The organism is Parasphingorhabdus sp., from assembly GCF_036963805.1.
GTDB lineage: Bacteria > Pseudomonadota > Alphaproteobacteria > Sphingomonadales > Sphingomonadaceae > Parasphingorhabdus.
The window spans coordinates 1-16,431 of sequence record NZ_JBALUN010000026.1 but is presented as its reverse complement, the minus strand read 5'-3'; the positions used below and the strand labels follow the sequence as shown (position 1 = coordinate 16,431).

Genomic DNA, 16,431 nt, shown 5'->3' with positions numbered 1-16,431 from the left:
GGTTGGAGCAATGTTGGGGTCCGTATGTGACTTAGTAGGTCTCCGAAAAATGTTGTTGACCTGTTTTTATCAGAATTTCCGGGCGGCCGTCCCAGAATCGCGATATCCCGCAAGGCACTCTCACGTGTTATCGCATTGACGGGATCGCCTTCAACATGATTAAAATCCCAGCTTACATTCTCTTTGTCTAACCGCTCTCTTATCTGCATCCGGATTTTTTCCCCACGCTTTTGAGCCTCAACAATGAAACGATGCTTGGCCGCCATGCCCCCATAGGCATCCGATATCTTAAATGAATTGAGTGATGAAACATGGAGGCAACTCAAATGGCCCTCCACTGCGCGGGTTACGTCAAGCGCCGCTTGGACCCACGGATCTGGGCCTTGATCATCAATGTACCACAGCACAGACTGCATTATATTTATTCCTTCCAACCAATCCCATAATTTGCTTTCGGATATTATTATTACCTAGCGCCTGATGTAAGCAGGATCCCAAAATATCCCCGAAGGCAGCATTCTGAAATTCGCATGGAATATTATGTGGTCACTCATGGTTGTGACGCCTTTCATGAGTTGGCACAATTTCGGGCGAGCAGTCTGTTTCTAGACAAGACTCGAATGTCGCATGCTTAATATCATATTTTTCGGCCAATGCCGAGCGTGCCGACGCTTTAACCGCTTCAAACGATTCCAGTGATTTTTCCTTCGGGACGAGATGTGCTTCTAGAGAAAGGCTGTGCTCACTGATACTCCACAAATGAACATGGTGAACACTCTTGACGCCATTAGTCTGGCGTAGCGTTTCTACAATCTCGTCGAATTCCAAGTCATCTGGAACCGCGCCCATGAGCAGCCGGACAGTTTTCGGTAACAATGTTATTCCTTGATAAATAACGTATACTGCGATTGCGATGGTGATGATAAGGTCAGCGATATACAGATCATATAGCAAGATCAAAATACCTGCGACTATGACCCCTACCGAAGCTAGCGCATCGGATACATTGTGAAGAAAGGCGGCCTTCATGTTAAGGCTCTCCTTTGAACTTGCATACACCATGATAGCTGTGACTAGGTCGATAACGAGTGCGATTCCTGCGACAATGATAACAGTCCAGCCTTCAATGGGCTGCGGATCAGCAAAACGGTTGATTGCCTCAACAAGCAGGTAAAAGCCAATAATCAGAAGTGTGGTTAAATTTATGAGCGCTGCTACCACTTCCCCGCGGGCATATCCGAATGTCATGAACGCGTCTGCAGGACGCCTACCAATGCGGCGCGCAAACAAGGCCAAAGCGAGCGAAGCCGCGTCACTGAAATTGTGCAAAGCATCCGCAATCAGTGCAAGCGATCCGGATAATACCCCCCCAATGATTTGGGCGATGGTCAATAAAACATTGATCACAACCGCAAACAAAAGTCGGCCATCACTCATATTGTCACTGCCGTGATCGTGGCCGGCGCTCAATGGATATCTCCCTTTTCATCATGCTTGTCCTGATGGGCATCCCGCAAAATGTCTATGCCTCCATACACCGCTACCCCTGCGACGGCGATGCCAACTAGGAGGTCCGGCCAATTTGCACCGGTAAACAGAACAATGACGCCAGCTATAATGATACCGCCATTGGATATGAAATCGTTGAAGCTAAATGTTGTCGCTGCTCGTAAATTTACATCTTTGTCTTGGATTTTTTGAAGTAGGCGCAATGATAAAAGATTAACTACGGCAGCAACAGCAGCCATCGCCATCATTAGCCATCCCCCCGGTTCAGACCCTTCAACGAAACGCCTACCCACATCTAAAATCACCCCCACGGCAAAAATCAGAAGCATTACCCCCGAAACACGCGCGGCCGCGCGCTTCCATTTTTGAGACCGCGAGAGCGCAAGCAAGCTAAGAGCATAGACAACAGCGTCAGATGAATTGTCGAGCCCGTTCGCAATTAACGCACTTGAATCGGCTAAAATGCCGGTTCCGAAAAAGGCGATTGCAATCGCAACATTCAACGCCAGCACGATCCACAGAGTTCTGCGCTTGTCCGGAGAATCTAGGTTTACAGATGTTTCGCTCACCCATTCTTCTCCGTCGAGCCAGTCCTGGCCCATTTTTCGGCTTTCTCAATATCTTTTAAGTCAAAGTATCGCATGTCACCGCTAAACAGAGGGGCAGAAAATTTCGTTCCCCATTCCACCCATTTTTTGTGGCCGACAATGGCGATACGTCCAAATTGGTCCTTATGGCGAATATCAAATTTTAGATCACGCCACAGCCCGCCGATGTTCCATCCAGAAAAATCGGATTTCAGTTCAATTAGCATCGGAACTGTTCCAGGTGTTCGCTGCGCTATACGTTCAAACAATGGCACAAATGCATCGAAATCTTCCGCGCCCAACTTTTCGCCTGCTTCTATAAAAATCAGCCCTTCACTTTCTCTTGCTGTCAGCATTTTACATCCCTTTTAAGTTCTTCAATAAATTGCGACTTGTTGCTTGCAATTTCGAAACGGTCTCCGATTCCGAGCTTACGACTTTTATTCGTATCATCTTAGCCGCTACCTCTAGATTATCCAGAAAATCTGCTAGAGGCACCACGGCCCTTTCCATATTTCTCGAGTATTTTCTTGACAGTATATTCATCGTGCTTGCTTTGAACTGTAACGACTGAAGGCGGTCGGTGAATCTGGAATGCTGTCTTTCAAGAACCACAAGCAGCACCATCCCAGTCCAAAAATCCATCCCCCCAAAACATCGCTTGGCCAATGGACGCCCAAAGCAATCCTCGATATGCCAATCAATGCAGCCAATATAAACGCACCAGAAAGCAGGCAAACCCGTGCATATTTTCCCGGTACAATTTTGAATAAAGCCACTGCTATCAAGATATAAACGATGGTCGAATTTGCAGCATGACCGCTTGGAAAACTAGCGGAATTGGGAACAGAAAGATATTCTACAATCGAAGGCCGAGGTCTGCCGAAAAAGTCTTTCGATAAGGATATTATCCAAAACCCGCCCATGGATAAAGCGGACAATAGAAACGCATTAAGATAGGCTCTTTTTGCGATCAAAAAGCCAGAGACTGCCAAAATAACAAAAATCAGAAAAATTGAATCCCCCAAAAAGGAGACGTTGCGAACAACTTGTGGAAGCCAGCCTGGACCAACCAAAAGATCCGAGTTTTTCATAGACCTAAAAGCAAGCAAGAGGGTTTTATCTATTTTGTCCAAATGCCCTTTCGCCACCTCTGACCAAAGTACTAAAAAAATTGCCCCCATAATGCTCGATGGCATCAGTTTGAAGCCCAATGGAAAAGGAAGTCGTCGGCCTTTCGAACCTTTTCCATTTTGCATTTTGAGCATCACTCTTCCAAAGCCAATAAAGTCAGCAAAAAATTCTGATCTCGGTGTATCAGAGCAAAACAATGAACTATGATTTCGTAGGACACCTTTAGTTGTTCCCAATAGGACTGCGTTGTGCGATATGGTCTTGCGCTTCCCGAACATCTAACTCACGCGTGGAATTTCCTAACCGCAGGAAATATCTCGAAATATTGCCATCTTTTAGATAAACGGGCTCAAGCGCGGAATCTACGATCACCCAGCATATGGTGTGGCCCCCATAATCCAAGAATTGGATGTGGACCATTGTGGCGGCATTGGCTCCCAATTGATTATTCACCAAATCAATAAGAGCGCGTTCAAATCCATCTTGGTTTTTACTTCTTAAGGTCTTGCAATCTGATTCAATGCCCTTGATTGTGCCATCATCAGAAAGGCCAATCAGTAGATTTCCGCCGCGATGGTTCATAAATCCGGCAAGCGATTTAGCTATAACCTTTTCCAATTTTTTATTTACTCGGCCTTCTTTTACATCCCAGCGCAACGACTCTTTAAATTCAGTAGTCTCGCTCTCTCCCGCCGCAATAAGCAATGGCAATTGATCGGAGAGTTGCCTTTTTAGAATATGTGACTTTTCTCTGCTTTTTTCAGACAAGGCTTCAACTAAATCCAAGACCAAGGCCAAACCAGCACCTAAACCGGCAAAAAGCAGGTTCATAGGAAACATTTCGAAACTGGTTGACTCTCTAATCCGCCACCATAGGAAATCGGCAGCGGTATCTGAGGGTGTCGATAATAGCTGATTGAACTCAAGCCAGAAAATTAGCGTGACCAGGGGGTGTAGAAGGATGACACCTACTAATGCACCTATTACAATCTTGAAAGAAATCGGGATACGTTGATGTAAATTTATTAGCATTTCTCAACCGTTGACATAAAAAGCTTCATCTCAATTCCAGTACTTGTTGATGATACATATTCGTCTTCTAAAAAAAAGAGGTTACTACGCGAGTAATAGTAGTCAAGTATCGCCGTGGGCGGTGAGGGCATGCGCCCACGGCGTGACCCGGGCCGCAAGGGAAGAGGGCATCGTCTGTTGGACGCCTTTCTCCCGAGAAATAGCTTGCGGAGGGCCGTGAAGGACGGAGATGCCGCTGAAACTGCCTATCCGTGGTCTCAAGTATCAGGTTGAGATTGCGCTTCAATTTCCCGAGTTTCAGCGCCGAGAGCGGGCCAGCGCAGTGAAAGCTGTGAACCAAGCGCGATCCGACAGACTCGGGCGCTATCAGGTAGCTCTCCTCAACCGAAATTAGCCCTCTAAAGCCAAAGCAAAAGGAAATGTGTCTCTGGTGCTCAAGAACCGAGATGCGAGCGTTGATGATGAAAAATCCTCGCTTGCTTTTTTTCATTCTGAATGAGTACTTTACAATCGCATCGAGCGCGAGTGAGCCGGAGATGCGTATGAACGGGTTCCAATGTTCATAATCCTCAAAGCGCGTCAGTGCTGACCAGACTTTAGTCGGCGAGGCATGCAAGATTGTTTCATTTTCTTGGGTAAACACGCTTTCCCCCTGACCAGCCATTCATAAGGCGATTCATCTGCATGGTTCAGTCGAACAGGTCGGAAAGAAAGCTGCGTCGGCGCTTATACCCGTGGTGCTTCGATCGTTGACGGTCATCGTGCGCCGAAAAACCGGGGCTTGATCGACCCTCATCGCGCGGCCGCGATACCGTGACGGCTTCGGATCGCTCGATGATTTTATCAAGCTCGCCCCGATCAAGCCACACACCCCGGCACTGTGGACAGAAATCAATCTCCACGCCCTGTCGATCCGAGATAGACAGCGTCACTTGGCAAATGGGACAGAGCATGCCTTTGCCTGTTGCCGTTGATGAATTCATGATAATCTCCTCTCAGTTAGCTGATGTTCGAACTCTTCTAAGCCTCGATACTCGCCAACGTCAGTGGTCAGCAAAACTTGATTTCGTGCTCCGCGATCGAGACGTGGTTTGGCCGATATCAGCGAGAATTGAATGCCGCCGTCGACGGCGGTGCGGCACTCCGTTTCCAATGACACCGGACTGGATATCACCTTGCGACTGAAGCTCATTTCAAAAAGCGTGCCTCCAAAGTAGTTGAGACGCGCGCATCGGACGCGCCGATGGCGGCAAACAACCTAAAATTGGAGACGAGGGCGGCACATCGGGTGGTTACGAACTGCGCTGCGGCTTCTGAGAAGTTTCTGCTCGGCATTGAGCATATCGAGGATATTTCGCGTTTCTCCGCAATTTTGAGCACAAATCCCTTCGAAAGTAAACTCATTGGGCACCCCTGTCTTGATAGCCAAGCAAACGGAGCGCATTGAAAACGACGAGCAGCGTCGAGCCTTCATGGACCAGAATCGCAGGGCCTATTCCAAGACCCATGATCGTCGCCGGCACCAGGAAGGCGACCACACCCAAGCTGACGATCAGGTTCTGCCGAATGATCCAGCGGGTGCTGCGGCTCAGGCCGATGGCAAACGGTAGATGTGCGAGGTCATCGGCCATAAGCGCGACATCGGCAGTCTCGAGTGCGACGTCGGATCCCGCAGCTCCCATTGCAATACCCACGGAAGCATTCGCGATAGCGGGAGCATCGTTGACACCATCACCTACCATCGCGACCGGCGCGTCGGCGCGAAGCTTTTTGATTGCCTCGACCTTATCCTCTGGCATCAGGTCGCCCCAGGCTTCTTCGATGCCGACTTCGGCGGCTACCGCACTGGCTACCCGCTGATTGTCGCCTGACATCATCACCATACGCTGGATTCCTAGCGCTCTAAGTCGCTCTATCGTTTCTTTTGCGGCTGTGCGCGGTGTGTCCATGAGTCCGATTGCACCCAGGTCGCGCTGACCAGTGCGCACGACCATCGTCGTGCGCCCTTGCTCGCGCAGAATCTCAATCGTCTGGGCCGTCTCCGCCGTAAGGGGAGCGATTCCATCTCGACCGAACATCTCAGCCTTGCCAATCAGCACCACCTTCCCGTCAACACGCGCCTGCACGCCGCGGCCTGTTAGGCTGACGAGGTCGACCGCCTCTGGAACCGGTTGACCATCGAGAAATTGCTCACCATCTCGCGCGATCGCTTCCGCCAGCGGGTGATCACTGAGTCGTTCGACAGCGATCGCAATTTTCATGAGTTCGGCGTTGTCCACTCCCATTGATGGCGCGACGTCAGTAATGCGAGGGCGCCCTTCGGTAAGCGTGCCAGTCTTATCGAAGGCCAGCGCATTCAGCGAACCTAAAGTCTCAAGCGGTCCGCCGCCCTTGATTAGCACGCCACCACGAGCCGCCCGAGCGATGCCCGATAAAACGGCGCTCGGCGTCGCGATGGCGAGCGCGCAGGGGCTGGCCGCTACAAGCACGGCCATTGCCCTATAAAAGCTGTCGCGGAACGGTTCATCGATGACAACCCAAGCGAACAACAGCATGACCACCAGCGCGAGAACGGAGGGCACGAACACCCGCTCAAAACGGTCGGTGAAGCGCTGGGTTGGAGATTTCTGTGTCTCCGCCTCACTCACCATCTTGACCACCTTGGCCAGCGTCGTGTCGGCAGCAAGGCGTGTGACAGCGATTTCGATCGCGCCTTGACCATTTATGGTCCCCGCAAATACTCGGTGCTGGGCGGAAACCTTGTCAGATTGGGCTGCTGCCAGCGCCCTATCCGGTACCGGCTCCTTATCGACGGGGACGCTTTCGCCCGTGACGGGTGCCTGATTGATGCTTGATCGCCCAACTACAATGAACCCATCTGCAGGCAGACGTGCGTTCGGCTTTACGATCACGGTATCGCCGATAACGAGATCTTCGACGGAGATTTCGCTCAGACGGCCATCCCCTCGACGTACTAAGGCTGTACGTGGTGCCAGCTCAGCCAAAGCCTCGATCGCGCGCTTTGCCCGGCCCATCGCATAATGTTCAAGTGCATGCCCCAAGCTAAACAGAAACAAGAGTAGTGCGCCTTCGGCCCAAGCGCCCAAAGCGCCCGCGCCAGCTGCCGCCACGAGCATCAGCGTGTCGATCTCGAAGCGTTTGAGGAGCAAATTCTCAAACGCCTCGCGGAGTGTGAACCAACCGCCAAATATATAGGCGGCAAAGTAGCAGGCGATCGGCATCCAAGCAGGGGCCTCAGTCAGTTTCTCGATCGCAAACCCAGTTGCCAGCGCCCCCCCGCAAATCAGCGAAAAGATCAGTTCGGTGTTAGGCCCAAAGAGGTTGCTGTGGGCGTGCTCCCCTTCTTGGTGACCCTGCTTGGGCGGCTCTTTCGCGGCGTTGGCTGATATTGATATCCGTTCGGCTCGTTGAAGGACCCCCATCTCGGCCAGCGTCTTACTGATTTCCGCCTCTCTCACCTCGGATCGACTGAATTCCACACTAATTGTGCCTGCCGCGCTCGCCTCGACTTCGATGACACCCGGCAAATTTCGAAGCCGGTCGGCGACCGTGCGTGCCTTGCGAGCGTGGGTCAGTCCGTCAACCGTCCAGTGGATATGCTGATATTTTTCTGTCAGCGCCGCGCCAGTGCCTTTGGCAATCTCGCGCACGCGTTGGAGAGACAGGAAGTCAGGATCATAATGGATGCAAAGTTGTGCCGGAGTGTCATCATGGCTCGCGACGACATGTGCGTCCCGAACGCCCGCCCTACCTCGCAATTCGTTAGTGAGTCTGCCTATGCAGCGGTCAGCTACATCTTTTACTTCCGGCAGCAAAAGCGGAATGTCGAGGCGCACTAGATCTTTCATTGCTGTTCCCTTCATCCGATCGTCCCACGCATGGGAGAGCGCAGCGCCGAAGTGGTTGGTTTTCGCCGATGGTGTGGTGCGGGCGCGTCGAACGCCCGCACCACATGATGCCCGCTCTGGCGGAAACAGAACGACCTGAGTCCGAGCGAGCAGCGCGAATCCTTGAATTGTATGGTAGCCGATGTTCGTGAGGATGGCGCCCCAGCAAACTGCCGGCTCTGACTAGCCGAGGTCACAAGAATTGTCTCGCAATCATAAATTCTAGCCATGAAACGTTTTTTCAATAGCAAAGTTGGTGCTTGAACTGAGTGTTTTGCTGCAACTATGCCAGATGAATTCCTTCCTCGATCTGGAGTGGCCTGTTGATGCCTGCGACGAAGCCCCAAACCTTTGCCACGGGCACGGGCAATGGATACGAGTTCTCTACCGTCAAGACACCTCGTTACCCCGCCGGCGCCGGAAATTGTCCCTGCTTTGCGGCTAGACAGATCAAACTCAATGGGATGGTCCAGCCTGTCATGCGCGATGCTCACCGCATCACACCAATTGAGGCGAGATGCGGCGCAAATCATGGGCGGGCTTCGAAAAATGCTTGCCGGGCCTTCCCGCCAAGCACCTCCACTGCTTCCAGTGTCATCAGCCCGACATCCGGAATATCGCCAAGATTACCGACAAACGTCCGTAACCGCTCTTCCTCATCGACGATCTCGATGACAACAGCTCGGTCGCTTTCGAATACGTGACGACGATGCACATGGGCCGAGCGGCCAAAGCCCAAGCGCGCATCCAGAACGGTAGCCCCCGCCATACCGGCCTCCCGGGCGCGGGAGGCGATCACTTCGAGAACTCTACGATCTCCGAGATAAGCTCCCTCGTCCGTGTATATCCGCAACAATTTGACCGTCTGTGTCATTATCTTCTCCTTTATGCCGGTTCTGGCGCAGCCTGCGGGGCATTCTCGGTCCGCTTGCGCTTGCGGTTTTCGATTGCGCCGAGCACAACCTTCGCGATTGACGGCAACACCAAAAGAGTAAGGATAGTTGCAGCTATCAATCCCCCGATGACCGTAACCGCGAGCGGTTTCTGGACTTCAGCCCCCGTCCCGGTAGCAATTGCCATCGGAATGAAGCCGATGGCCGGAACAAATCCAGTCATAATGACTGCACGCATCTTCTCGGTCATGCCTTCCCGAATCGCCTCAACTAGAGGCAGCCCATGTTCCTGACGCTCACGAATGGCCGTCATCACAACCAGACCGTTCAGAACCGAAACACCGGCCAGCACGATAAGCCCAACCGCTGCCGAGACGGAGAAGTTGATACCGGTTAGGGCGAGCGTGAATATCCCTCCGGCCAATCCAAGTGGCAAAGTCAGGAAGACTGCAGTTGCCCGGCCGACCGACCCAAGGGCCATGAACAGCAAGCCGAAGATAGCAACAAAGGCAAGCGGCACTACGATCGACAGTCGCGCGGTCGCCGCTTGCAAATTTTGGAATTGTCCGCCCCATTCCAGATAATAGCCGGTAGGCAGATCCACTTCGGCGATCTTGGCCTGCGCCTCTGCCACGAACGAACCTGCATCGCGGTCCTCCAGATTCATCTGGACAACCACCCTGCGCTTTCCGTTTTCGCGCCGTATCTCGTTAAGCCCTTCACTCAACTGGATATTCGCTACTTGCGACAGCGGGATCTGTTGACGGATTTCGCCGGGTTCTTCGGGCAACAGCACAGGAAGCGCACGAATATCATCAAGGTTAACCCGCGTTTCGTCGGGCACGCGCACCGTGATGTCGTAACGGCGATCGCCCTCGTAGAGTAGCCCGGATTCCCGCCCGCCGAGTGCCGTAGCAACAGTGTCCGCCACTTCTTTGACAGTGAGCCCGTAGCGAGCAATCATCGCCCGATCCAGCTTCACATCAAGCAAGGGCGCACCCCCGACCTGATCCGCCTTCACGCTTGCCGCACCTGGAATGGCTTGAAGCACCTGCACCATTTCATTTGCAGTCTGTGACATTTTGTCGAGATCGTCACCATAGAGCTTGATTGCCACGTCACCGCGTACACCCGAAATCAGCTCGTTGAAGCGCAGCTCGATTGGCTGGCTGACTTCGTAGACCTGCCCGAGCTGACCGCTCAAGGCCTCCTCGATGCGTTCAACCACGTCTGCCTTGCTGTTCACTCCTGCCGGCCATTCTTCGTCCGGCTTCAAGATGACGAACCCGTCCGAGATATTGGGCGGCATCGGATCGGTAGCAACCTCTGCCGTGCCGGTCTTGGAAAACATTAGTTCAACTTCAGGAAGCTGGGCAACAGCCGCTTCGACTTTGCGCTGCATCGTAAGGGATTGATCAACGCTGACCGAGGGGACGCGCGTCGAGGCAATCGCTAGATTCTTTTCGTCAAGTTGAGGAATGAATTCCGAGCCAAGTAATCCGAAGACTGGAAATGCTGCTAGGAAGAATGCCAAGCCCCCCGCGATGAACGGCATGGGCCGAGCAAGCGCCTTGTCGAGCAGAGGCAGATAGCGGTCCTTGCTCTTGCGGATCATCCACACTTCTTTTTCGGCAACGCGCCCGCGAATGAGCAGTGCCACCAGTGCAGGCACCAGCGTGATCGAGAGAATGAACGCCGAGAACAGCGCCAGCATGATCGTGATTGCCATGGGCGAGAAGGTCTTGCCCTCAACACCGGTGAACAACAGCAGCGGTGCGAAGGACAGCAATATGATCGCCTGCCCGAACACGGTCGGTTTGATCATTTCCTGCGAAGCGTGCATCGTTTCCTCGAGCCGTTCATGGATCGTGAGCAGCCTCCCTTCGCGTTCCTGCCGGTGTGCCAGTCGCGCGAGACAATTTTCGATGATGATGACCGCCCCATCGACGATCAGACCGAAATCGAGCGCGCCCAGACTCATGAGATTACCTGGCACGCCAAAGGTGTTCATTCCGGTCGCCATCATCAGGAAGGAGAATGGAATAACCAGAGCTGCGATAATCGCCGCGCGCCAGTTTCCCAAAAACAAGAAGAGCGCAACAGCGACCAGCAGCGCGCCTTCACTAAGATTGGTTTCGACCGTCCCGACGGTCGCACTGACCAACTCGGCGCGATTTAGGACGATGTTTACACTAACCCCGGGTGGCAGCGTCTGCGAAACCTGATCAATTTTCTCTGTTACGGATTCAGCTATAATCCGGCTGTTCTGATCAATCAACATAAGCACGGTGCCAATCACCGCTTCCTTGCCGTTCAGACTGCCTGCGCCGGTGCGTAAATCGCCGCCAACCTTCACGTTAGCAATCTGACCAACCGTGATCGGAATCCCACCGCGCGTGGCCACCACCGCGTTTCGAATTTGATCGCCGGACCGCACCCGCGCATCAACACGAACGAGATAGGCTTCACCGCTACGGTTGTAGAAATTGGCGCCCACAGCAAGGTTGGCATTCTCCAGGGCTTCGCCGAGTTCGCTGTAGGAAATTCCGTAGTTGGAAAGCTTTACCGGATCGGGCTCAACCACAAATGTCTTGGCATATCCACCGATTGAATCGACGCCTGCAACACCGCGCACCGCCTTCAGCTGGGGGCCGATAATCCAGTCTTGCACGGTTCGCAGATATCCTGCTTTCGAAACTTCGTCGGTCAGCAATTCGCCTTCAGGTGTAAGATAGCTGCCATCCGGCTGCCATCCAGCTCGCCCGGCCACTTTCTTTGCACCCTTGCCATCCGGATTGGTGTACCCCACGGTATACATAACAATTTCGCCCAAGCCGGTGGTAACCGGGCCTATCTGCGGCTGCACGCCGTCGGGTAGGTTTTCGGTAACTTGGGTTAGCCGCTCGCCTACCTGTTGCCGGGCGAAATACAGATCGGTGGATTCGGAGAAGATCGCCGTAACCTGACTGAACCCATTGCGCGATATCGAACGGGTCGTCTCAAGTCCCGGGATACCGGCCAGAGAAATTTCGACTGGGTAAGTGACCAGCTTCTCTATTTCCTCAGGCGAAAGACGCGGGTCGACAGTGTTTATTTGGACCTGGTTACTCGTGATGTCGGGTACAGCATCAATCGGAAGCTGGAACAACTGCCAAGTGCCCAATGCGGCCACCGCGAGGAACAGGAATAGGACCATCCAGCGTGCACGGACGGAAAGCGCAATAAGTCGTGCAATCATGATCTAGTGCTCCCCGCCTTCGCCCTTGCCAAGTTCGGCCTTGAGCAAAAATGCATTGGTAGTTGCGATTTTTTCGCCCGACTTGAGTCCTGCTACGATTTCAACACGGCCCGCGCTTCGCCGCCCAATAGTGACATTGCGTGCGCGGAACCCATCAGGAGTTCTAACAAAGATAACATCCTTGCCTTCGAGTGTTTGCAGCGATTCCTCTGGCACAACGATAGCGTCCGAGGTCTCGCCCCGGCTCGGCATCAGGCGAACACGCACGGGAAGCCCGGGCTGCAGGCTTCCTTGTACGTCTAGCACGGCGGTGGCCGAACGCGTTTCACCGCCAAGGCCAGGCGTTATTGCGCGCACGCGAGACTCGATTGTCTGACCATCGGGCAACTCGACCGTCGCTTGGTCACCAATGGCAAGTCGCTGAACTTCAACCGACCCCACCGCAGCTTCAATCTGAACCTTCGACGGATTAGCGACACGGTATAGTTCGGTACCTGCAGTTACATAACTCCCTAACGTTGCGTTGGCTTCCGTAATCCGGCCAGAGATCAAGCTGGATACCGCAAGGTAGCGTCCGTCGCCGGTAACCTTGGCTGCGCTTGCTGCTGATTTGGATCGCCGCAATTCAGCTTCGGCTCCGGCCAGCTCAGCCTGTGCCAATTCCAAATCCTGCCGAGCGGTAACGCGTTCGTCGAATAACTTTTTCTCGCGGGCATAAGCAGATCGGGCCACCGCTGCGCGGGCAGCCGCAGCGGTGCGTTCGGCGGCAATATCCGATGCATCGCGGCTTTCAAGAAACGCGATCGGTTCGCCTGCGCGCACGTAATCGCCGAGCCGCTTGACTACACGGGTAATTGCGCCGTCCGCCCGAGCAGTCAGGACCGCTTCCCCGTCAGGGGCAGCAGTAACCATACCTTGCGCGATGATTTCTGCGCCGAGGCCGCCGGCCTGGATTGTTTCGGTAGCGAGGCCCGCCGCTTTTACGCGGGCGGCATCCATTTCAACCAGGCTTTCGTCATGATTTTCTTCAACTTCGGCTGCAGCTTCTTCCCGCACTGGAGAAGAAGTTTTGCCGGGCCAGAACATTACGACACCAGCAATGACCAGAATGATAAGGCCGATTAAGACGGCCAAGCGTGTACGATTCATGACTAAATTCCTCATTGGGTGGCCAGCCAGATCAGCTGCGCAGCTAGTTGGTCCCGATCTTCCTTAGCTTGGATCAAAGCTTCGCGAATGCCATCGCGTGCCTCGGCGGCGGCCAGGACTTCGATCAACGGAAACTTGCCGTTGCGGTAGCCAATCCGAACCAGCCGTAACGCTTCCTCAGCCTGGGGTAGCGAGGCTTCAGACAAAGTTTCTGCCCGAGTTTCGGCCGCCAGATATCGTGATCGGGTTTGGGTGATTGCAAGTTCGAAGTCTGTCCTGATTATCGCTTCTTGCGCGGTTGCAGCGCGAAGCCGTGATTGCGCAGCAGCGATATTGCCCTGATTGCGGTTGGCGAAAGGCAGAGGGATCGTCACTCCAACCAGGAAGGCATTGTCCTTGCTTTCCTCGAATCGGCGGACACCGGCCGAGATGACTGGATCCGGCACGGCGAGAGACCTCTCTCGATCAATAGCGGCATCAGCCGCTTCACGCTCGGCTTGGGCGATCTGCAAACGCAGCGATGTATCTCTAGCCAGAAGTGCTGCGGGCGGTTCAATCTTAGGGAAAACCGGTTGAACCACTGGGAGTTGCGCGCTTTCCCCCCACAAGGCGGCGAGCGCGCTGCGGGCGGCAAGATCGCCAACCTGAGCAGCCTCCAGAGCCGCCTGCGCTTCGGCAAGAGTAGCTTGGGCGCGCAGCGCGCGCAAAGGCGGCTCACGACCTACTTCGACCAAAACACGTGCAATGCGCGCAAGTTCACTGTTGCGCTCGACAATATCGCGCGCCAGCTCAAGGCGGGCGGAAGCCGCAATAGCTCCGACATAGCGCTCACGTACCGACAGTGCGAGCCCGGCAGCTGAAAGGTCACCCTGAAGCGCGGTGACGCGAGCCTCTGCCTCAGCCGAACGTATACGTGACCCGCGCTTGCCACCCAGTTCTAACCGCTGGCCAACCGAAAGCGTGTATTCGGTTGCTCTGAGGCCTGAAAAAGCGCCGGTCCCGGCGATGTTTTCCGCCTCAAAAGACACTTCTGGATTGGGCCGCAAGCGGGCTTGGTCGATGAGTGCGCGAGCCGCCTCAGTCTCGGCTCGCGGACCGACGAGGCGCGGGTTGTTTTCGGCGCCCGGCGCGCTCCCGGAAACTCCGGCACGGCTCAAGGCATCTTCGAGCGACAGGACCGTACGATCCTGTGCACCGAGGGGTTCGGTGAACAGGGCGAGGCCAAGCCCGGACAAAAGGGCGCCTCGCCAAATGATGGCAAACATGAATGAAAACTTCCTCTAATGACAAACTGACGGCACGCGCCGAGGCCAAGCCTAGCTAAGCCTCAATTGTCAGAATATCGGAGGTCGGAAAGTGTCTGAATGATCCGGTGGGGGAAGACTTGAGCCGCCTCGCACCAGCCTGACCTGAGCTACCACAATAGGCTCGGGCGGTTGGGCGACTACCTCAGGGATACCAATTTGATGGCCATGACAGCCACTACAATTAGTCGAGGTTTTCGCAGGATCGGGCTGCTTATCGTCGCCTTGCTTCGAAAAGTCCACACAATCGTCTACTGACGCAACAGCGCTGGAGCACGAACTGGAATCCAGCTCGGCAGCTTCAGCCATCGCCCCCGCGGTCATTCCCGTAACGAGGAAAAGACTAACAATAATGTGCAACCATTTTTTCATCTAGCTGGCTCTTAATCTCCCGTGGGTTAAAAGGAAAGGAAAAAATGCAAGAATCTTTCGGTTTCTAAGTATCGCCCTTGCAATAGAATTTACAACTCCGCCATCGGGACATATGAAGCCAGGCCGTTTGCCGGCTTCGCCGACGACCAATGTGCACGGCCAAGCCGCTATTTGCATAACTCAAGACGGGCTATGACATTCGCAGACAACCATAATCTGGAGACCGCTGTAACAATCCCTATGAAACAGAATGCCACTTCGAGCATGCCCGCAGTACCTGTATCACCGAACGGATAGACGCGCTACGCGGGATGCGCGATATCAGAGATTAGCGAAAAACATAATCCTCCTGAATTCCGTCGGACTTACTACAAACAATAGACATCCTGATCCTTTAGTTACTCTAGAAATTTTCTAGCCCGTTGCGGGCTTGTAATTCACGTTTCGCCGGGGCTCGTATAGCTAAGGGCCTAAGGGTTTTGTTAGGAGAGATGATAAACACAGAACGTACTGTCAAAGTATCGTCCGCATTTGGGTGTATTATGCCATAGAGCTCGGCAATCTGACGGTCAGCATCCGCTATCATCGGAAAATGTAGTGCATAACCTTGTGTTTCGGCAATGTCGCCAACCCAAACGTAATTATCTTCGAGAGGATCTACACTGAGTCCGATAACCTTCACGTCACGACGGACAAACTCTGGGTTAAATCCTGCCACTGCACTCAGGTCGGCCGTACTGACCGGTGTAAAGTCCTTCGGATGCGAAAACAGCACCGGCCAGGACCCATTCATCCATTTATGCAAGTTGATCGGACCGTCGGTAGTGTCAGCAGTGAAATCAGGGACTATATCTTCAAGTTGCAAACTCATTTTGTTTCTCCTCATTTGGGCACTGAGGCGCTATCCTGCCATAGCAAGCATAACGCTGGCCAATGCTAAAGCACCTCACGCGCAATCACGATGCCCTCTGTAGCGACTATAAGGATCAAGAGAAAAATACGCTGGCGAGCTGCGCAAAGCAGCTTAATCGGCAAAAATTTTGCTTTTCCTCAGCGGCGATGGTGAACGCTTTTAGCTATTGCGAACAAGAAACCTCTTGATCCTGTAGCCACTACAGTAAGTATGCACTCCGTATGTCGGTTAGCGATTCGCCTGATGCCGACGCTCGTAAGGTTCAACGAGGGCACAAGAACGAGGGCACAAGAATGTGATGCGGCTTACATTACAGATTGTCCCCCGTCAGCATTCAATAGACAGACTGGCTGCATAAAATAAGTGAGTGTTTTGGTTTCATTGCAGTGACT

12 protein-coding genes and 1 pseudogene are annotated in these 16,431 nt (G+C 53.5%); all 13 read right to left on the bottom strand.

Translation table 11 applies throughout. The features are described 5' to 3' along the window. Window positions 1–416: pseudogene (locus V7676_RS18360) on the bottom strand (hypothetical protein); the annotation flags it as partial. Between the two features lie 130 nt (window positions 417–546). Then, window positions 547–1,470: a cation diffusion facilitator family transporter gene (locus V7676_RS18355; protein ID WP_335657494.1), complete on the bottom strand. Its 924-nt coding sequence runs from the start codon at window positions 1,468–1,470 to the stop codon at window positions 547–549. Further along, on the bottom strand, window positions 1,467–2,078 hold the full coding sequence (locus tag V7676_RS18350) for a cation diffusion facilitator family transporter (protein WP_335661007.1): 612 nt from the start codon (window positions 2,076–2,078) through the stop codon (window positions 1,467–1,469). Before V7676_RS18350 ends, V7676_RS18355 begins: the two co-directional genes overlap by 4 nt. After that, window positions 2,075–2,452, bottom strand: coding sequence for an STAS/SEC14 domain-containing protein (locus tag V7676_RS18345; RefSeq protein WP_335657496.1), 378 nt, complete (start codon window positions 2,450–2,452; stop codon window positions 2,075–2,077). Before V7676_RS18345 ends, V7676_RS18350 begins: the two co-directional genes overlap by 4 nt. A 186-nt stretch (window positions 2,453–2,638) precedes the next feature. After that, window positions 2,639–3,364: a phosphatase PAP2 family protein gene (locus V7676_RS18340; protein ID WP_335657497.1), complete on the bottom strand. Its 726-nt coding sequence runs from the start codon at window positions 3,362–3,364 to the stop codon at window positions 2,639–2,641. Window positions 3,365–3,452: 88 nt separating this feature from the next. Beyond that, entirely contained in the window at window positions 3,453–4,262 is an 810-nt protein-coding gene (locus V7676_RS18335) for an AlbA family DNA-binding domain-containing protein (RefSeq protein ID WP_335661006.1), read from the bottom strand. Between the two features lie 689 nt (window positions 4,263–4,951). Beyond that, the gene (locus V7676_RS18330; protein WP_335657500.1) at window positions 4,952–5,245 is read right to left on the bottom strand and encodes a TFIIB-type zinc ribbon-containing protein; all 294 of its coding nucleotides are present in this window, start codon (window positions 5,243–5,245) and stop codon (window positions 4,952–4,954) included. A 417-nt stretch (window positions 5,246–5,662) separates the two neighbouring features. Then, entirely contained in the window at window positions 5,663–8,131 is a 2,469-nt protein-coding gene (locus tag V7676_RS18325) for a heavy metal translocating P-type ATPase (RefSeq protein ID WP_335661005.1), read from the bottom strand. A 568-nt stretch (window positions 8,132–8,699) separates the two neighbouring features. Continuing rightward, a complete protein-coding gene (locus V7676_RS18320) occupies window positions 8,700–9,044 on the bottom strand; it encodes a DUF190 domain-containing protein (RefSeq protein WP_335657503.1) in 345 nt (114 codons plus the stop codon). An 11-nt stretch (window positions 9,045–9,055) separates the two neighbouring features. Continuing rightward, window positions 9,056–12,301 (bottom strand): efflux RND transporter permease subunit, encoded by a 3,246-nt coding sequence (locus V7676_RS18315; protein WP_335657504.1) that lies wholly within the window; start codon window positions 12,299–12,301, stop codon window positions 9,056–9,058. Between the two features lie 3 nt (window positions 12,302–12,304). Continuing rightward, a complete protein-coding gene (locus V7676_RS18310; protein WP_335657505.1) occupies window positions 12,305–13,450 on the bottom strand; it encodes an efflux RND transporter periplasmic adaptor subunit in 1,146 nt (381 codons plus the stop codon). Between the two features lie 11 nt (window positions 13,451–13,461). Beyond that, window positions 13,462–14,715 (bottom strand): TolC family protein, encoded by a 1,254-nt coding sequence (locus V7676_RS18305; RefSeq protein ID WP_335657506.1) that lies wholly within the window; start codon window positions 14,713–14,715, stop codon window positions 13,462–13,464. An 814-nt stretch (window positions 14,716–15,529) separates the two neighbouring features. After that, entirely contained in the window at window positions 15,530–15,997 is a 468-nt protein-coding gene (locus V7676_RS18300) for a redoxin domain-containing protein (protein ID WP_335657507.1), read from the bottom strand. Between the last annotated feature and the right edge of the window lie 434 nt (window positions 15,998–16,431).